Consider the following 19671-nt stretch of genomic DNA (forward strand, 5'->3'; position numbering starts at 1 on the left):
ATCTTCACCCCTCTACTAATTTTGAGGATTTTTTTGTTTTGTTCTGGGAGCTCCCCCATACAAACAAGACAACAATTAACAACAAACTACAAACACCAACTAATGTCCAAATAAAAATCGTTAAGGATAAATTAGAAGAAGATGGTTCATCCTCTTCCGCCAGATTCAAAGCTTTATCTTCTACATTTGTAAACAACTGCATTTCAAGTGCTTTCGCTTTGATCGTATTGTTGTCACTTGTCTCACTTAAAAACAAGGTTGATTTCATGATGTCATCCTGAGACTGTTTTTCCCGTTCAAAGGTTAGATCCTTTACCTCTTCAGGTATATTTGTGCGTTGGTTCGTTAATGATTCATCATGAAGCAATTCATTATTTTTTTTAAATTGATTTTCTTGATAATCATTTGGAACAAGCTCATCAATTTTCGCCGAATCCGCATGGACAGGATTTGCAGCTAAAAGGTGGTAACCAGTTATGATTAGCAAAAGCAATGAAACCAGCAAACCTTGCTTATGCTGCATGGGTTTCCGATCCCTTCTTCTTATCAATATTTAATCTTGATTTACCAATGAAGTACTGGAGTCCAATGAGCACTGCTAAAATCAAGCTTAGAACCACTACTGCTTGTGTGAATAATGACTCTGTACCATATTGAATCGACATATACACATTTGACATCGGGTCAGTAAAACTAAAGTTTGGTGTTGTTAAGGCAAGTAAAGGTGTAACATAAAAAATTACCAATCCTACCGTTACAAACAGCCCAATTAAATGATGGGCAGAAAATGCAACTCGTACTAAGGCTGAACCAGCTGCTAGAAGCAGGATCGTATAGACGGTCCATTCAACCGCACTTTCTTCTCGTAATGGATAAATATCCAGTCCAAACAGACTAATGACAAAGCCGACAATAAGGTTTAATAGGACAAATAGAATGGCTTGAACCCATAACGGCGGCTGTTGGAAATAATAACTTGTATAACCGATCAGCAGGCTTGATATAAGCACGATGAATAACACAACTACTGGCGGTATATTTTTCACCGTCTCACTTTCGGTTTCCTCAGGAATATCGCCGCTCACCTTTAATGGATTTGTTAAGAAATCATAGACATATCCATTTTGTTGACCATCAACAAATGTATTACCTAGAACACTAAATACATCATCACGAATCAGCTCTGTTGAAGCAACATTTGATGCCCATTTGTTGTTTAGTTTATCTGCATCAACCTGAACATCATTTACTCTAACTTGAAGCTCACCCGTATATTCTATGATACTGTTTTGACTTTCACTAATAGAATCCATCCATGTATGAATGGAAGCCAATTGCTCGCTAATTTTTTCTGTACCTGAAACCATTTCCTGACCTTCAATAGGTGCTGTCGGCTCTACAACTGTAAGCATCTGCTGAGGCTGTTGAATTTGATCAAGTACCATTGTTGCTTCCTGCAGAATGCCGTTCAAGCTTTCAAGCAGTTTTGCTTGCTGCTCATCAACGGTTTTTCGGTAATTTGCCATAAATACAGTAAAGCTATCTTCCATGGTGTTAAGTGCATCCTGGGTCGTTGGCATATCTTTACCCAATTGTTTCCAGCCCGATTCCTCTTCACTTGTAATTTCGACAATTTTATTTGCTTCTTCCTTAAACTCTTCATTCCCAAGAACAGCGTTCATTGCCGTGTTTTCAGCCAGCATGCTGTCCAATGTTTCCTGATAGCGGCCTAAGTAAGAGAAGTAATACATCATATCGAGAAGATCCTTGCTTTTTATTTCCTTGGAAAAGATGCCTGTTAAAACGTCTTTTCTTGTTGCAGAAAGTGCTTCAGAAGCAAGGATTGATTGTTCCATTTTCTCGATCTCATCTTTGATGTTTGCTTCATAGTCTTTGTATAAGCTTAGTTCGGTATCAAGTTTTTTATTCGTTTCTTCTAATTGATTAATAGCCGTTTCTAATTGTGCTTTCTCTTCTTCTAGTTTAGTAATTTCGTCTATTTTTTTGTTTAGCTCTGTTTCAAGATCTGATTTTGCTTTAATTAAATTATCAATATCCTTCTGTAATTGCTTGACATCATCTTCTAATGGGTTTTTTCCTGGTTGTTTTTCTCCCAATGCCTTTTCAACCTCAAGAACACGATGATCAAGACTAGTTATATCTTCTACTGCCTTAACGACTGCCTCAGGCGGCAGTTCCTCAACATTTAGTGAATCTTTTATTCTATTCATTTCAGTTGAGATCTTTTTAAGCTCTTCTCTTTCAGATGTTAAGTCTACAAATGGTTCTTTCGGATCTTCAGGATTATTGGGGTTTCCATTATCTTCTCCTTTGTTCCCCTCGTTTGAAGTTTCTGCACCATTATTATTGGTTTCTTCCTTTTTTTCCTCGGTATTTGAAACAATAACCTGATCATCTGGTTTACCAGGCTTTTCCTCGCCATCTTCAGCAGGCTCTTCCGGTTCCTCGCCTACACTAAGCTTGTCACTATAGACAGCAAGCTGACCTTCTACATCATTTAGCAGGTTTGTATCCTTTAACTGCTGATAAAACTCAAGAATCTTTTTTTGCAGGGAGTAGAATTCATTTACTTGTTTTGCTACCTGGCTGTACCTTTGGTCTTCTAATTGATTAAATACCTGTTGATTGCTGGCCATTCGCTGGTCCAACTGAGACATGCTCTCTAAAAACTTCTCGCCCTCTTCATCAAAAAGACTTTGTGATTTCACAAACATTGGCTTTTGATTTTCAGTTGCCTGATTCACCGTCTCGATGGACTGTGCCTGTATCTCAGCTAAAAGGGTTTGTTGCTTTTCTTGGTATTCCTTATATTGCTTCACATACTCAACAAAGGTTGTTAAGTCTTGCGCATAGGCTTCCATCGTTGCCTTTTGATCCGGGGCTCTTTCGCCAATTTGCTCAATCGACTCTTGCAGGCTTGTGAGCATGGCTTTTTGATCATCAATTTGCCCCGCTAAATTTTTTGAGCTTGGCTTATAAAAAGCTGTCATTGTTTCTTGAAAGGCAACTTCCTTTTCAAGAATTTCATCAAATTCCTGGCGAATATGCTCCATATCGGCTGATACATAATTCCAATATAGGGATGAAATCTTTCGGTTGATTCGTTTTGTCGCTTTTTCGAGCTCAACTAATACTTTTTCTTTATTCACTGCATTCAATTGGCTCTGCACTTTATATTGGAGATTCGTTTTTACTGGATTTTCCTCATCATACGTCATGATGTTTTGCGAAAAGTCTGATGGTAAATAAACAATGGCGTCGTATTTTAAATTGCTCAGGCCATTTTCCCCTGCACTTCTGCCGACAACCGTCCATTCATAGGAAGAGTTTTCAGCCAGGATTGCCGCAACATCCTGGCCAAATTGAATCTCCTCATCGCCTTCCTGTGTTCCAATATCCTCATTGATAATGGCAATGGATTTTGTTGCATTTTCTGGTTTCACGACTTGCAACGGGCTGTCTCCGATTGATCGGAAGAAAAGAAGGGGTGTGATGACAATCATAATAATGACGAGGATAAGCTTAAATATGCTTGCTTTTTCTGTCATATTCGTACCTTCCTTTCAACATTTGCAAGCGGGATCTGAATTTTTTGCTCTTTTCCATTTTCCACATAATAACCAAAGCCCGGCTGGATCTCTGCTTCCTTACGATCATAGGTAAGAGTAAATAAGGTTTGTTCAGATTTTTTCATTAAAATAACCGCCTGTCTGATTTGCTTAATTTCAGTTGTTAATGGGTCATAGCCCTTTGTTAATTCATTATTGCTGCCGGATACGACCATATTAAATCCAAGATGGCTATAGCTTTTCATGTAGCGGACGATCCGATCTTGGGTCAGATTATCTAAGCTTTGCAGGAAGCGGGAATAGCCATCAACGATAAACAGAACCGGAGAAAATTGCGGCAATTGTTCGCCTCTCTGGATTTGCTGATGATAGGCTTCCTCCCGTTGAATAAAGAGTGTTTCCAATTGATCCAACCAGGAAATGACATGATCCTTTCCTTCAAGGTAGACCAAATTCTCTTCTCCGATAAATGATGATAATCCTCGATCAATCGAATCAAAAATCGCGATATGCTCGATATCCTGTTCAAGCGCTGTTTGAATCAGCACCTTAAGCGAGTTTGTTTTGCCTTTTTGAGCTTGTCCAAGCACCATGCAATGCTTTGTCTTTAAGAAGTTTATATAAACTGGTGTGACATGTTCTTCATCAAGCCCAATCGGCAGCATACCATTCCGCTTCTCAATATAAGCAGCAAAATTGCTAAGCGTAAGCTCTGTAGGCAGCATTGGAACCGGAGCCGGCTTTTTCGCCGTTGCATATATTTCCTTCAAATTCTGTACTTCTTCTTTCAGGCTAGTCATTTGCTCAAAGTCATCTTTTCCTTCTGTTGGCAGGTAAACTTGGGCAAAGTGGGCGGCATCCTTTTTGATAATCGCCCTTCCCGGCATAGCCTCAGGTGCAAACGGCAGTCTTCCGAGTATCGTATAAGCCTCTGAAGAATCCATTAAATAGTGTACAATCTTTGTTTTTAAATTGTTCATTAACGATTGGCGAACCGAATTGATTCGCGTAGCCGTTAAGATCATGTAAATTCCTAGAGACTGACCATCGCGGGCAAACTGGTTCAGCTGCTGCTCAAGGTCAAGCATCTCCTCTTTAACAAGGTCAAAATTATCTATGACAACAAACACTAACGGCAGCGGCTCTTCACTTAATGCATTGTACATCTTAATGGAGCTTACCTCTTGCTTTTGGAAAAGCTGCTTCCTTCTTGCTACTTCATCACGTAAAATCCCCATAAATTTTTCAATTTTCCGCTCTTGATCAAGCAAGAAATAATCAGCGGTATGTGGAAGCTGCTTAAGCGGCAGCAATCCGCCATTTCCAAAGTCCATTAAATAATAGTGAACATCCTCTGGAGAAAATTGCTTTGCCATTCCTAACAAAAGAGTAAGGATGGTTTGTGTTTTTCCATAGCCGGAGGAACCAAAGATTCCAATATTTCCATCCTCGATCACCTCATATGAATATGGTGATTGACTTTGCTGTTCTGGTTCATCAATCATTGCAAAGACAATGCTTGATTGATCTCTTTGAACAAGATCCATTCCATCGCGATAGAGACGTCCTGGAAGCGGCGGCAGCCATGGGCTTGAAAGCTTCTCAATCTCCAGATCACGCTGAAGCTGTTCAATTTTATCAACAATCACGTCAATTTCACTTTCATGATCCTTCTGCTTTTGATCTAATGCAGACACTTCTGATAAAGGAATTAACCCTAAGTCTGTTACAATCGCTACTTCGTCCTCCATGTCATAGTTATCTTCTTCATGATATGGGGCACCGCTCCATGCGGATTGGAACAGCTCATAGACCTCGTTGTTTCCAACCTGTAAATACCCTCGCCCAGTGACCATGATCGAGGCAGCATCACCATTTTTTAAGATTTCCCGGCTGTCCTCTGTGTTTTGCACCTTCAATGCGACACGGAAACGGGCATTGCTCCAAATTTGGTTATCAATGACGCCTCCAGGCTTTTGCGTTGCAAGAATGAGGTGTACCCCAAGGCTTCGACCGATACGGGCCGCACTAACTAACTCGCGAATAAAATCAGGTTCTTCGGTCTTAAGCTCCGCAAACTCGTCAGAAATAAGGAATAAATGCGGCAGAGGGTCCTCTGCTTTTCCTTGCTTAAATAGCTTCGTATAGTCATTAATATGTGTAACGCTATAATGGTCAAACAAGCGCTGGCGCCGTTTCAACTCACTTTTGATCGAAGCTAATGCGCGCAGGCTGAAATTTTTGCTTCCTTCGATATTGGTGATCGTCCCTAATAAATGGGGCATGTTTTTAAAGGGCTGTGCCATGCCTCCACCCTTATAATCAATTAATAAAAACGCAACCTCATGCGGGTGAAAATGAACAGCAAGGGATAGAATATAAGTTTGTAAAAATTCACTTTTCCCTGACCCTGTCGTTCCTGCCAATAAGCCATGTGGACCATGGGCCTTTTCATGCAAATTCAGTTCAACCGTTTCTTCCTTTCCTTTTAACCCGATTGGCACTGCCAGTGATTTTGCTGACTCTCTTGTCAGCCAGTTCTGCTTAATTGGAAGCTCATCTACACTCTTTACATTCATCATTTCAAGAAATGATACAGCTTCAGGAATCGAATTTGTCATCCCAATTTGATGATCAAGTGTCCTGAGCATGCGGGCGTAATTCTCATTTGTGTCCCTGCTATGTAAATCAAGCTGAAACGGGATTTGAACCGCCTTTTTCTGCTGTATTAAAATATCACCTTGACCGTCATTGATATAGCGGACAAGGGTATGAATATTATCTGATAAACTTTCCTTCGCTTCTGCAGCAAAAATAACTGAGATGCCAAGATGTTTATGGTCACCCTCTAAATATTCCAAAATGACATGGTCTGAGATCAAATGTTGGTTTGTGATGACAAAGACATAATGGGGTGTAAAACGCAGTTTTTCTTTGTCTTCCTCCTGATCACGTTCCCTGATCATTTCATAAAGGGAGTAAAGCAATTGGTCCCTTGTTTTTTCATTGTAGATGAACCCTTTTGCAAAGGAATTTGGCAATTGAAAATGCGGAAGCCACTTCATCCATTCCCAACCCTTGTACTCATGCTCATCAAAGATAAACACAAACCGCAAATCATGGTAGCTATGGAAAAACGCAAGCTGACCAATTAGTTGGTGTAATTCATTTTTCAACACAGCGTCTTTTCCAATAAGCCCGATGGCACCTTCTGAAAGATTGGCTGTTATCGGGAGGTTTTTCAAATACTTATAGGCTTTTTCAAGCTTTTGGGATTCTTCAAGCAGCTCATCCATTTCCCTATTTGACATATCGGAAGAGGAGGAAGAAATCGTATAGCTTGCCCGAACTGTTCCAAGTCCAAGCCGAAATTGAAGAAAATCCGGACTTTCAAGGGTTCTTTCCCAAAGTCGGTCAGATAGCTCAGCTGTTAAATACTTCATTCTCTCAAAGGATGGATAGTGAAAGGTCAAAACCTCCCGTTGTTTATCGGCAAGCGTCTGAAGCTCCTGTCTTTTCGCATCTAAATATTGCGTATATATACGTTTGCGCCGTTCCTTTGATTTCTTTTGCTGGCCGCGATCTTTAAAGTATTGAACCGTAGAGGTGACCAATGTTGTCATAAACATCACTAATGAGACAATAATAAATATTCCTCTTGGAACCAGAATCGCCACAAGCCCCATGACAATGAGCATAATAAGTGGCGGCATGATAATCAGCCATAGGCTGCGGTTAGAGCCTTCTGAATCCTGAGACGGAAAGGAGAACTGTACCTTCTCATCAGGAAGTTCATAGACCATTCTTGGCGTTCGACGATACACAGGGTATTTCTTTTGCATTTCTGACTGGGGCTTCATCGTTTCCAAAAGGTCTGTCTTGTATTCTAGCAGGCTTTCAATCTGAATGAGATCCTCTTCTATCAATGTAATGACCATGGTTGGCCAAAACAGCTGGTCGCCAATTTCTAATTGTGTTGCTTCCTCCATTCTCCGGCCATTTCGATAAAGTGTTTCCGATTCATCAGCAATGATTTCCCAGCGATCTTCTTCCTTGTACAGCATAAAAGAGTCTTGCTTCCATGATGCTTCAGAAGCCTTTTGAAAGGCTGCGTTTTCCTTTGTTATTGAAAAAGCGACCTCACTTTTATTTCCAATATAATACGTTTTTGCTGGCAAAAACGCTTCAGTGACCATCAACGTGACCGGCTCTTTGCCACAACTGCACTTGTATTGTTTATTCCATAAAAGTTGTTCAGCATGATCCTCCGCTAGGTAAAGCCAATAGGAGTCATTGCTATATTTCACTTTTAGTGGTTTTTGCGTAGAAGATGCCTGTTGAATAGTGATGGTATGCTGCCAATCACCTCCAATGGTCACCTCCTGCTTTGGATTTGTTTTCAATGTCATGTATTGGTAAGAATCTCGATGGAAAACCCATAAAATTGGCATAGTATCACCACCTGCACTCGTTCAATTTAGCCTTACGTCAGCCTTCATTTAAAGGCACATAAAGCTCTTTTATTGTGGAGATTTTTCTCCCTGTCCATTTGTTGTCGTTGTTTGCTTAGCTTGAGTCGCAGCCTTTTGAGCATCAGTATTAGCTGGCGCACTTGCTTTCTCCGTTTGCTCCTGCGGCTTTTCTTGAACCTGCTCAGAAGTTGTCTCTTGCTCTTCCTCTGTGCTAGTTAGTCCTTCCTCTTCTTTTTCTGCTTCATACTCTTCTATTTCCCCGTCAATTTCAGCTAATAGCTGCTGTCTTTCATCCGTATTTAACTCATCATCTGCTTTCACTTGTTCTTTATATTTTACAAGCCCGTACAATATCAAATCCCGGTCTTCAAAAAACCGTGCAATATCAACTGCTTCCTCGGCATTACCACGTCCGATATGGATCCAATATTCAAAATAGAGCGGATCAGACTGTAACGACACAGTATTTCGTATAACCTCTTTTTGATTTTCTGCTAGCGATTCATTGATAATATAGGACAAAGATAATTCATATTGTGTGACTTTAGGCATTTCATCAATCTCATATGGTTGAAGAGCTGTTACAACTTCACTAAATTCATTATTTAAGAATTTCTCCTGTGCATAAATAAAGCTTTCTTGCTTTGGCTGGAGGAAAAATAATGAATAAAAGGAATAAATCAGTGCCGGGATTAAGCATAAAGTGACACCATAAAGAACATAGCGATTTAGTTTCCATGTTTTTTTATTCACTGTCATTAAAAGAGACTTCTCTTCATTTAGCTGCTGAATCCGCTCTTCAATGGTTCCCAATAATTCAGCAAAGCTTTGTGCTGCGAATACGCGTTTTATAAAATCGGAAAGTTTAAGTGTTTCATAGTGGTTTACGTATTGTTGAAAGGAAAATTGTTTATCAGCAATTGCCGCAACCGTTGCTTTTACCTCTTTTAATAGATTTTTAGAATTTTTTTCATATGGTGGAAGACTTTCTTTTACCCCAAAATGAAGAAAGTATGGATTAAGCCCTTGGTCAAGGACAATATTGTCAGGACATACAATGAGATGAATTCTTGTTAAGGAATGGAGCTCAGCCTGTTGAACAATTTTATATGAAATCATCAGGCGATCTCTCTCCTCTGCTTGCTCCATACGAGGAAGAAGGGTGAATGTGTTAGGGATTGTATGAAGAATGGATAATTCATCATCCATCATGTTAATTTCCTTTTTAATCTTCGGGTTGATCTCTTTTAAAAAGGAAATTTCTGCAGGATTATCCAATTTAATTCTTTCAATTTGAAAGGTAAACGCGATGGTTTGCTTATCAAATTTTATACTAGCTTCTAATTTTTCTTCTAAGTATGAGCGATCGTTTTGTGATGACATTCCTACTAACTCCTTCATAGTATTTCAATTCGATCTCCAGTTGTAATGCCAACATCTATTAACCGTTCATTTCCTTGAACGATTTTATGCTTATTAATGATTCGTATCCAAGAACCTTCTTTCGGCTGCTCGTTTACTTTCTTTGCCTGCCATACGATATCGACCATTTTTTTGACAGTATGATAGTTTGATAATCGCAAATCAAAGCTATCCTTTTGGTAGTTTTTTAAATCAACTGTAACTTCTATGTACACCTCATTCACCTCATAAGGAAGGAGCGCCACCTATGTAAAAGAGCGCTCCCTTATCTCTTAACTGATTATCCTCTGATTTGGCTTGCGATTTGTTGATCAGCATCTTCAAGTGCTTTAGCAGTGCTGTTCAATTGAGTAGAAATATCATCAAGCAATTGCTGCATTTGAATGAAAGAAGGTCTTAATGATTGATATTGCTCGCTGAATGCTCTGCTTGATTCACCTTCCCACATGCCTTCTAGTTCTCTAATCATTGTATCAAGACGAGAAATTTGCTCTCCTACTTGGCTGCTTTCACTTGAATAGCGGTTGGACATACTAACTAGCTCTGCTGGGGTAACGCGAATAATTCCAGACATTTCATTCTCTCCCTATCATTTTGTTATTTGGTATTCATCTATATTAATTGTGAGTACCCTTTACATGTTTTCTCTCTATTAAACGATCTTAATAGCGAGTGACCAAATGAAAATCTCCTCTACATAATAATTGGAAATTAATTCAAAACATTCACTTTTTCCTATATTATACCAATAACATATTTACCCAAATAAATATAGAATAAAACAAAAATTGTCACGAAAAAGGGAACTTTTTCCCTATCTAATAGATTTGTACACAGGAAAAATTGCATAATTATCAAGAAATGTTTATGAGTCGTTTGAACCCTAAAAATCAGAAGGAGTTTTAAAAAAGTAGGTATATAAACCCAAGTTCTCCTTTGCTATACAAACCCGTTCATATTAATGCCGATAAGTAGCACCTTACACGTTTTACCTAATTGCTCCATACAATATGTTTATAATGCTAAAATCCTTCGAAAAGGTGATGAAATTGTCTAGATCGATCATTAGAAAGGCAACCGTGATGGAGTCAAACGAACTATTAAAATTAACAGTAAATGTGATGAATGAAAGTTCAATGGGCTTTGTGCAAAACAGCGAAAATGGCTTTCACGCCTTTATTCCACTTTTAAATAACGGCTCTTATTACCTTGTTGCACTTAAAGATAAAATGCTTTTAGGCTGGATTCTAATAGGTCCTGACTTTAATCCATTAAATACTGTTAAGACTGGATCAATTGCATCTCTTTATGTTTTTCCCCCGTTTAGACAATTAGGAATTGGCAAAAAGCTTATGCAAGCAGCCCTTGATGACTTAAGAGGTCAAGATTATAAAAAAATCCTCCTAAATGTTTTTAGCGGCAATCCTGCAAAACGTTTATATGAACAATTTGGCTTTCGTGACGTTTCAACGGTGATGGAAATGGAATTAGTAGAAGAAAAAAATGTGGAAGACCGTGTATATGAAGAATGGAATAGTAATAATGTAAACTAAGTGTTAATTTTTTTAATTTTCGGTCATATAGGCTATTTTTCTTGTAAAATATAAGGAACCGGTGACTTTAGGAGGGGTTATGAATGAGGCGTTTCACGAAGGAGGAAAATAGCTGGATTTTTTATGATTGGGCAAGCTCTGCCTATTCGATTATTATTACAACAGCCGTATTTCCATTATTTTATAAAGCAGCGGCGACAAATGCAGGGATCAGTTCTGCAGATTCTACCGCCTATTTAGGCTATACGATTGCCATCGCAACTTTTATTTTAGCGATGCTTGGTCCAATTTTAGGTACCATTGCCGATTATCAAGGATTTAAGAAGCGATTTTTTACATTCTTCGTGGCTTTAGGTGTGATCTTTACGGGTTTATTGGCCTTTATTCCAAGTAACCAGTGGTTGCTTTTGCTTATCTGTTATACAATCGCAGCAATTGGTTCAGCTGGTGCCAATGTGTTTTATGACGCATTTTTAGTTGATGTTGCCTCAGATGAACGAATGAACCGTGTGTCAGCTCGCGGCTTCAGCTTTGGGTATATCGGCAGCACGATTCCGTTTATAATAAGCATTGCGATTATTATATTGGCGCAAAGCAAGGTCATTCCTGTTTCTACTACTACTGCAAGTGAAATCGCCTTCATCATAACGGCTCTATGGTGGGCAGGATTTACCATCCCTCTATTAAAAAATGTCCATCAACGATATTTTATTGCACGTGAGCCAAGCCCAATTGCAAACAGCTTCCGACGTTTAGGAAAAACGTTCACCGAAATTCGCAAATATCGGGCACTATTTTTATTCCTGCTGTCTTATTTTTTCTATATTGATGGAGTTGGAACGATTATTACGATGTCCACAGCTTATGGTTCGGATTTGGGAATCAGCTCTACAAATCTATTGATCATATTATTCGTTACACAGGTTGTTGCCGCACCATTTTCTATTCTTTATGGCCGGCTGGCTGAGAAATTCACAGGGAAGAAAATGCTGTATGTTGGCATTATCATCTATATGATCGTTTGCATATATGCGTATTTTCTGAAGACAACTTTAGACTTTTGGATTTTAGCTATGCTGGTAGCCACCTCTCAAGGAGGAATCCAAGCATTGAGCAGATCTTATTTCGCAAAGCTGGTTCCAAAGGAAAATGCAAACGAATTCTTTGGCTTTTATACAATCTTTGGCAAATTTGCATCAATTATGGGGCCGCTTTTAGTAGGGATAACTGCACAGCTTACTGGAGATACAAATAGCGGTGTATTCAGTTTAGTAATTTTATTTATTATTGGTTTTCTTATTCTCTCTCGTGTACCTGAACCACAGACAGCCTTGCCTATTTCGATTGAAGAAACACCTTATAAGTCATGAATCTTGAAGCTTTCATAAGAAAAGCGCAAGACGCCTGGAGCTAGACACTAAAACTAGCTTAAAATTTTATACATTCCTTTTAATAATGAAGGAGCCAGTTCACTTTTACCTGGCTCCTTTCGGCATCATAACTTTACTTATCTTTCCGCACGAAAATTTAAATTCGTTTAGCCTTCCGTTTGTTTATAAACTTTTTGACAATTGGATAAATGATAGGAGCCCATTTCATGACATTTTTAAACGCTCTTTTCATAAACGTTACCTCCCGCTTTTTTAATAAACTTTCCCGAATTTGCTGGAAGGTAAACATTATTGAACGGTTTATTTATCACGACTCTATCTTAATCATCCAACCCTTGAAACTTCTTTCCCTTTCTGCAGCTGATACATTTGATAGTATTTTCCTCTTTGATTCAGCAGCTCCTCATGACGTCCTCTTTCAACAATTTCACCGTGATCTAATACAAGGATTTGATCTGCACTGCGAATCGTTGAAAGACGGTGGGCAATAATAAACGTTGTTCTGCCCTCTTTGACAATCTTCAAGGCCTCTTGAATCAAAGCTTCTGTTTCGGTATCAATATTGGCTGTTGCTTCATCTAAAATGAGAATAGCCGGGTCATATGCTAACGCCCGCGCAAAGGAAATAAGCTGCCGCTCTCCGGCTGATAAGGTGCTGCCTTTTTCAAGTACAGGCTCATCATATTTGTTCGGAAGCTTTTCAATAAACCGGTCAGCTCCTACATCCTTAAGCGCCTTTATGACCTGTTCTTTAGCAATTTCAGGATTATCCAAGCTTACATTTGAAGCAATGGTCCCTGTAAACAAGAACGGATCTTGAAGCACAATCCCCATATGCTTTCTAAGCTGCTGACGCGGCAGTTTACTCGTATCTTTACCATCAATCGTAATCGTTCCGCGATCAATATCATAATAACGAAATAACAGGTTAATAATAGAGCTTTTTCCTGAACCGGTATGCCCTACTAAAGCAACCGTTTCACCCTTTTTCGCCGCAAAGGTGATATTTTTCAAAACATCATGCTCACCATCATAGGAAAAGGATACCTGATCAAATCGAACATTTCCTTCATATCTTGGAAGTTTCCCCTCATCAACAGGGACACCTTTTTCATCTAAAAGCTCAAATACTCGCTCAGCCGCAACCCTCGCTTGCTCTAGCTGTGCCAGCTGATTAACAATATCCGTTACCGGCTGGAATAAACGATTAAGATAGTCAACAAAGGCATAAAGCATACCAATTGATACAATTCCTGCTGCGCTAATCGATTGCCCTCCGAAATACCAAATGAGCACAACAAAGGTGGCATTTCTAAGAACATTAACTAAATTATGCGAAGTTAATGCATTTAAACTGAGCAATTTATTTTGATAAACAAAATGCTCCTCGTTTAATTGTTCAAATTCCTTTGTCGTTTGTTCTTTGCGTCGAAATGCTCGAATAATTGGCATTCCTTGAATCGATTCATTGATGATTCCATTTATATCACTGATTCTTGTTCGAATTAAGTGATTATATTTAGAAGCTACCTTTCGATAGAGCAGCGTCCAAACGAAAATAATCGGTACCAATAGCAAAGTGATGAGGGCAAGCTTTGTATCAAGGAAAAACAACGCAATAAAAATACCTGTCAAATAAATGCCGCTAGTGAAAAAAGTCGCAAGTACTTTTACATAAAGCTCCCTAATTGCTTCGGTATCATTTGTTACACGTGAAACAATTTTCCCAGCGGGCCTATTATCAAAATAGTTGATGGGCACTCGCTGAATATGCTCAAATACATCTGTTCTCATCTTCTGGATAATGCGATTTGCAGCTTTTTGGAGCATTAACGATTTTCCATATTGGAAAAATGCTGCAACCAAAAGCAGACCGACATAAAAGCCAAGCAACAGAATAATCGGACGAATTTCTGGTTGATAGAAAGCCATTAATTCTTGCTGGCTTAATCTGTCCACTTCATAGCTGGCTTGCTCATTACCTTTAACGATGGTTAATTCATTGCCATTTATTGACCTTTCTCCATCAAAGCTAAGATGCTCTTCCGTAACATAGAAGGACCTGCCGACTTGAACAATCTGCAGCTTGGCATCGCCTACAGCCGTTTCATCGGTTATATTGCTGCTTCTTTTGTAATACCGCTCATGATAAAGAACGGTTTGTTCATCCTTTTCTTTTACTTCCACCCATGGGCTTTCAATTCCCATCATGTGGTGATCGATCACTCTTTTTGCGATAAATGGTCCTGTTAGCTCGGCTGTAACAGCTAGAGCCAACATCGCCAATGCAATCAAAATTGTTTTTTTGTAAAGAAGGGCGTAGTTGAAAAGGCGTCTTCCTGTTGTTTTTTGTTTCATTTTAACTCACCTCTCCATAGGAATCAGCCTGTTGCCGATCAAATTGCTCTTTATACCATTTCCCTTGCTTAAGGAGCTGTTCATGTGTGCCCTCTTCCACGATTCTCCCTTCATCCATGACAATAATCCAATCAGCATGCTGAACGGCTGATAAACGGTGTGCACTAATAAAGGTTGTTTTTCCAGCTCTCTCTTTACGAATATTTTTAATAATTTTCGCCTCTGTCTTTCCATCAACAGCAGACATTGCATCATCCAGCAACAAAATCTCCGGATCTTTAATGAGAGCTCTGGCAATAGATATCCTTTGTTTTTGACCGCCTGATAAGGCAACACCTTTTTCACCGACAAGCGTATTAAGGCCTTTCGGCAAAACAGATAAATCTTGGTCAAATGCAGCTAAATGCAGGGCGCGATCAATTTCCTCCTCGCTTACGTTCTCTTTTCCAAATTGAAGATTTTCACGAATCGTTCGCGAAAAAAGAATTTGTTCCTGCGGTACATAACCAACCCAAGAATGGACTGTGTCAATTGCAACCTTTTCTAGAGAAGTTCCCGATACGAGTATTTCTCCACTTCCTAATGGATATTCCCGCAGAAGCTGTTTCAACAACGTTGTCTTTCCACTGCCTGTTTTACCAACAACACCAATTGTTTCGCCTCTTTTTACATGCAAAGTAAGATTCTTTAAATTATCGGTTGTTGATGAAGGATAGCGAAACGTGACATTAGAGAACACGAGCGAATCTGCTGTATCCAGTTCAACAGGATTTTCATGATCCTGAACATCAGGCTCATAAGCAAGCACTTCATTTACGCGATCCAAGGAAGCATTACCGCGCTGCAGAATATTGATCAGCTCTCCTACTGCAAACATCGGCCAAATCAACATTCCTAAATAAATGTTAAAGCTGATTAATTCTCCTAACGTAATCACTTGATGAAAGACTAAATAGGCCCCATATCCAAGTCCGATCACATAGCTTAATCCAACTAGGATTTTAATCGTTGGTTCAAATAATGCATCAACCTTTGCTACCTCAATGTTCTTCTGATAAACATCCTCTGTCATGTCTTTAAAACGTTTTTCATCCGCTTTTTCCTGTACATATGCACGGATGACCCTGACACCAGCGATTGATTCCAGAACATTGTCATTTAAATCGCCAAAGGCATTTTGGGCAACAGTAAAGCGTTGATGGATAAGACTTCCATAATAATTAATCGCCAGCGCCATCAAGGGCAAAGGCAAAAGCGCAGCAATAGTCAGCTGCCAACTAATCGTCACACTCATGACAAAAATGATAATAATCATAAAGATTGTCGAATCAATCAAAGTCAAAATCCCAAATCCTGCAGTCAAGGATATCGCCTTTAGATCATTCGTTGCTCTTGCCATTAAATCGCCTGTTCGATTTTTTTCATAAAAGCTTGGAGTCATCGTGAGTAGATGTCTCATAAAGCGATATCTTAAAATTCGTTCAATCAAATGGGCTCCTCCAAAAAGCTGGTACATCCACACATAGGTGATCCCATAGCTCAAAATGAGTAGTGCACCGTAGAAGAGAAGCAGATCAAGAAGCCTTTCGCCCGTCATCTGACCAAATTGCATATCGTCAATCGCTATTCCGATAATCTTCGGTGGAATAACATCTAATACACTAACGATAATCAATAACGTTATTGCTACAGTGTAACGCTTCCAATACTGTTTAAAAAACCAGCTTAATTTTCCAAGTACTGAGAACACAAAAAGGTCCCTCCCTTATAAGAAAAGCGCAAGCGCCTTACACCAGCAACCTATGAACAGTTGCCTCCACTTTTAAGTGTGAAGTTCATAGGCACTCGAGCTAAACACCAAAACTAAAAATAAAATTTCAATTTATGGCCGTTAGCCACCTTTCATCCAATCTAAATGAATGCGAATGATCTTTTCTTTTTCCATTTTCAAAGCTCCCTTCAAAAAAATATCTATCTAAACGAGCTAAATGCTCGGAATTTGCCCTCTTAATAAAGACAAAAAGGCACCGTACGGTAAACGTACGATGCCTAAAAAAGAAGACAATAAAAAACGCACGCCACTATAGTAGTGACCTGCGATTAATGACAAATAGGATTTGCTCACAAATAAGAATTAACGATTTACAATCCTTTGCGGGTCACATATAAAATATGAAATTGGGTAAAATTTGTTTCCCATTACGTTTTCCATTTTTGTAACCCTCCATTTCTTGTAAATTAATATTCTTGTTTCATTGTATAATTTTCCAATTATTATTGTCAATATCTTTTTAGCAAAATCATTCCCCCGGAAATGATCTATAACACATATATTCATATATGTTTTTGCATATGCTAAAAAGCTTCAATCTAATTACAGATTTCTTATTTATTCATATTGGCAAGAAATCCTCCAAGAAGATCATCCACATCTTCTTCTTTCTCGTCTTGATCTTCCTCTTCAGCAGAGGCTTGCTCTTGTCTAACCTTCTCCCAATCGAAGTTTATTAAATCCAACTCCATTTCATCAGCTCTAGGCAGGGCAGCCTCCTCTTCCAGTTCTTCCATTTCGGTTGAGGAGATTGGTGAGATGTCATCATCTTTTATGTCAAACGGTTCAGATTCTTGCAAATACAGTGCTTCATTAATATCCAACGCATTGCTGTTCAGTGAAGCTAAAATCGATGTTGCCCGGACCGGGTCTGCTAACAGCTGATAGACAATGCTGCCTAATAACGCTTCTGAATGAGAGTGTTTCAACCAGTTCCGTTGGTCTTTGCTTAGTTTTTTCGGCAGAGGTAGTGTTATTGTTTCACGATCCTTTGACTGCGAGCTGCCAACCCCTTCTAAAACAAACTCAGCTATTTTACTAGAAAAGTTTCGTCTTTCTGTATCCTTTAACATTTGAAGCTGTTTTAAAAGATGATCAGGAGTGTCTGAAGGAAGGCGAAAAGTAATTGCTTGTCCCCTTTGTATGGATGCCGAGCCCTTTTTATTCATGAAACCACCCTATTTTTCTACTGTTTGTTTCTCTGCCTTTTTACCCTTTGTATTCGGATTGTTTCTTCTAGTATAATCAGAGATTAATTTATAATAGGCATTTGCCATCATCCAAATGCTCTCTTGTTCATCTTCAAAGAATTCAATGTTATAGCCATCCAAGCTATTATTTAACATTTTGATATAGTCCTTTAATACCATCGCTCCGCCGCCAACAAAGTAGCAGATTTCTGTTTGCGAGTTTTTCTGCCACACATTGCGTAAATGACGATATTGTTTTTTCGCTAATTCTAGCAAAATACGATCTGTAATATCATGAACGCTTGTCCGGCTCCCTTTTACCATAATATGGTTTCGGTCATTTTTTCGAGTAATGATTTCAACAACATCTCTTCGGCTGTCTAATTCAACTCCATGCTTTGAGCGAATTTCTTCTCTTATTGCTTCTAACGATTCAGAAACACCAAGATTAAAGCCTTGTGCCTTATCGTCATCTACATTGCGATTCTTGATGACAGCGATATCTGTTGATAAACCGCCGATGTCTTGAATAAGAATGCGTTTGTCAATCAAATCACGGTTAATGATATTTAAGTCATTATCCATTACAAGATTAATATAGGCAGCAAATCCCTCTGGATACACCTTAACCTCATCAAATCTTATATTTACTTTTAGTCCTTGGTATTTTGGTGTAACTAAAAATTCAACTTGGTGAACAGAACTTAGTAATTGTGAGCGATAGCCAACATCCTTACCTTCTTTTACTTCACGAAGGGGAAGTCCTGTTCCAAGTGTGTAGTTCGCATCAATGACATTGTTTGTCTTTTTAAATAAATTAGAATTTTCTTCTCTTACTGCATCTAATGCTAATGAAGCAAACAACATAACTAGTGTTTGATCCTCTTCAGATTTGCTGCTGCCAGGATCTAATTCATTCGCATGATCACTTTTGGTTGCAAGATTCCCAACACGATAAATAGCATTATTTTCTTTTAAAGCAGGGGAGTGAACCCTAATATGAATGCCATCTAGCGGATCCTTATCATTTAATTCTTCAATACCAATAACTGGTCGGTCTTCTGTGTCTCTTGCTATAACATTTGGTATGTATAAATTATGATCCAATTTTCCAAACAAAGCTTTTACACAATCATTTCCTACATCAATTGCTGCAATACGCGTTACGCTCATCCAATCATTCCTTTCTATTAAAATGATGATGTTCAAGAAGAACGATCACCAGTTTAATTTAAGGGTAAAGCTTATCACTCAAAGCGTCAATATTACTTTCGTTGTGTTCATATCGTAAACATGTATACAAATAACGTTTACATGTAATCATAAACGAAAACAAGTAAACATTATTGTACACATCCCTTTAAATCAAGATGCATACAGATTTGTACACAAGTTTACACTATTGTATACATACTGATTACATTTTGTTTACATGTATACATTTTTGTAAACATCGTTTTTTGTCACTTTTTGAGCTATAAATATCACTCTTTTTACTTATATTCTCTCCCCTGCTTTTGCATTTGTCGAAACTTTGAAATAATAATATAAAAGATTGAGTACACAAAAAATACAAGTGGGTAGTAACCATATATGAGAGATTTAATTCTATTGATGGCTATTAATTAGGATAGTAGTAGAAATTTGTGTATGATTGAAGGCGAAGATAATAGTGCTGGAATAGCAAAGGAAAACTTTATCAAGTTTTTAAACGTACAATTCTCTAAAAGGAGGCTGGCTCGGGTAGGATAGTACAGAGGAACAAATATAGTTGAAGGTGCTTTATAGCGCGGGACAAAGATTGACATTTCCCTACCTTTTTCACTGAAGATCACCATGTTTCGTGAGGCTGCTGCAACCTAAT

The 19671-nt window shown here is 38.6% G+C and carries 13 protein-coding genes; 2 read left to right on the forward strand and 11 right to left on the reverse strand.

All coding sequences use genetic code 11. The features are described 5' to 3' along the window. Positions 1-4 precede the first annotated feature (4 nt). From essA to ACSVDH_RS29370, 6 genes are all read right to left on the reverse strand, one after another. On the reverse strand, positions 5-523 hold the full coding sequence (essA, locus tag ACSVDH_RS29345) for a type VII secretion protein EssA (RefSeq protein WP_439252422.1): 519 nt from the start codon (positions 521-523) through the stop codon (positions 5-7). Then, positions 513-3569, reverse strand: coding sequence for a type VII secretion protein EsaA (gene esaA / locus ACSVDH_RS29350; protein WP_439252421.1), 3057 nt, complete (start codon positions 3567-3569; stop codon positions 513-515). Before esaA ends, essA begins: the two co-directional genes overlap by 11 nt. After that, entirely contained in the window at positions 3566-8041 is a 4476-nt protein-coding gene (gene essC, locus ACSVDH_RS29355; protein WP_439252420.1) for a type VII secretion protein EssC, read from the reverse strand. The genes esaA and essC overlap by 4 nt, the downstream gene beginning before the upstream one ends. 69 nt (positions 8042-8110) lie before the next feature. Then, complete coding sequence (gene essB, locus ACSVDH_RS29360) at positions 8111-9445, reverse strand: type VII secretion protein EssB (RefSeq protein WP_439252419.1); 1335 nt, start codon at positions 9443-9445, stop codon at positions 8111-8113. 14 nt (positions 9446-9459) lie between these two features. Further along, complete coding sequence (yukD, locus tag ACSVDH_RS29365; protein WP_299091301.1) at positions 9460-9699, reverse strand: ESX secretion system protein YukD; 240 nt, start codon at positions 9697-9699, stop codon at positions 9460-9462. A gap of 65 nt (positions 9700-9764) precedes the next feature. Then, on the reverse strand, positions 9765-10058 hold the full coding sequence (locus ACSVDH_RS29370; RefSeq protein ID WP_299091303.1) for a WXG100 family type VII secretion target: 294 nt from the start codon (positions 10056-10058) through the stop codon (positions 9765-9767). 475 nt (positions 10059-10533) lie between these two features. Between ACSVDH_RS29370 and ACSVDH_RS29375 the strand changes: the two genes are divergently transcribed. Both ACSVDH_RS29375 and ACSVDH_RS29380 read left to right on the forward strand, forming a co-directional pair. Then, positions 10534-11037 (forward strand): GNAT family N-acetyltransferase, encoded by a 504-nt coding sequence (locus ACSVDH_RS29375; RefSeq protein WP_439252418.1) that lies wholly within the window; start codon positions 10534-10536, stop codon positions 11035-11037. Between the two features lie 83 nt (positions 11038-11120). Then, entirely contained in the window at positions 11121-12407 is a 1287-nt protein-coding gene (locus tag ACSVDH_RS29380; protein ID WP_439252417.1) for an MFS transporter, read from the forward strand. A 157-nt stretch (positions 12408-12564) separates the two neighbouring features. Here the strand turns inward: ACSVDH_RS29380 and yxzF are convergent, their stop codons facing one another. From yxzF to ACSVDH_RS29405, 5 genes are all read right to left on the reverse strand, one after another. Next, the gene (gene yxzF / locus ACSVDH_RS29385; RefSeq protein WP_518617452.1) at positions 12565-12660 is read right to left on the reverse strand and encodes a small protein YxzF; all 96 of its coding nucleotides are present in this window, start codon (positions 12658-12660) and stop codon (positions 12565-12567) included. 92 nt (positions 12661-12752) lie between these two features. Continuing rightward, positions 12753-14786: an ABC transporter ATP-binding protein gene (locus ACSVDH_RS29390; protein ID WP_439252416.1), complete on the reverse strand. Its 2034-nt coding sequence runs from the start codon at positions 14784-14786 to the stop codon at positions 12753-12755. 1 nt (position 14787) lies between these two features. Next, positions 14788-16536: an ABC transporter ATP-binding protein gene (locus ACSVDH_RS29395; RefSeq protein ID WP_439252415.1), complete on the reverse strand. Its 1749-nt coding sequence runs from the start codon at positions 16534-16536 to the stop codon at positions 14788-14790. Positions 16537-17171: 635 nt separating this feature from the next. After that, positions 17172-17786: a hypothetical protein gene (locus ACSVDH_RS29400; protein ID WP_439252414.1), complete on the reverse strand. Its 615-nt coding sequence runs from the start codon at positions 17784-17786 to the stop codon at positions 17172-17174. A gap of 9 nt (positions 17787-17795) precedes the next feature. Then, on the reverse strand, positions 17796-18980 hold the full coding sequence (locus tag ACSVDH_RS29405) for a ParM/StbA family protein (protein ID WP_299089716.1): 1185 nt from the start codon (positions 18978-18980) through the stop codon (positions 17796-17798). Positions 18981-19671: the final 691 nt, after the last annotated feature.

It is taken from the genome of Metabacillus sp. Hm71 (assembly GCF_051842955.2).
In the GTDB taxonomy this organism is placed as follows: Bacteria; Bacillota; Bacilli; order Bacillales; family Bacillaceae; genus Metabacillus.

Coding starts and splice junctions, on each gene's coding strand:
- essA (WP_439252422.1), bottom strand. CDS start 523: ATGCAGCATAAGCAAGGTTTGCTGGTTTCATTGCTTTTGCTAATCATA.
- esaA (WP_439252421.1), bottom strand. CDS start 3,569: ATGACAGAAAAAGCAAGCATATTTAAGCTTATCCTCGTCATTATTATG.
- essC (WP_439252420.1), bottom strand. CDS start 8,041: ATGCCAATTTTATGGGTTTTCCATCGAGATTCTTACCAATACATGACA.
- essB (WP_439252419.1), bottom strand. CDS start 9,445: ATGTCATCACAAAACGATCGCTCATACTTAGAAGAAAAATTAGAAGCT.
- ACSVDH_RS29370 (WP_299091303.1), bottom strand. CDS start 10,058: ATGTCTGGAATTATTCGCGTTACCCCAGCAGAGCTAGTTAGTATGTCC.
- ACSVDH_RS29380 (WP_439252417.1), top strand. CDS start 11,121: ATGAGGCGTTTCACGAAGGAGGAAAATAGCTGGATTTTTTATGATTGG.
- yxzF (WP_518617452.1), bottom strand. CDS start 12,660: ATGAAAAGAGCGTTTAAAAATGTCATGAAATGGGCTCCTATCATTTAT.
- ACSVDH_RS29390 (WP_439252416.1), bottom strand. CDS start 14,786: ATGAAACAAAAAACAACAGGAAGACGCCTTTTCAACTACGCCCTTCTT.
- ACSVDH_RS29400 (WP_439252414.1), bottom strand. CDS start 17,786: ATGAATAAAAAGGGCTCGGCATCCATACAAAGGGGACAAGCAATTACT.
- ACSVDH_RS29405 (WP_299089716.1), bottom strand. CDS start 18,980: ATGAGCGTAACGCGTATTGCAGCAATTGATGTAGGAAATGATTGTGTA.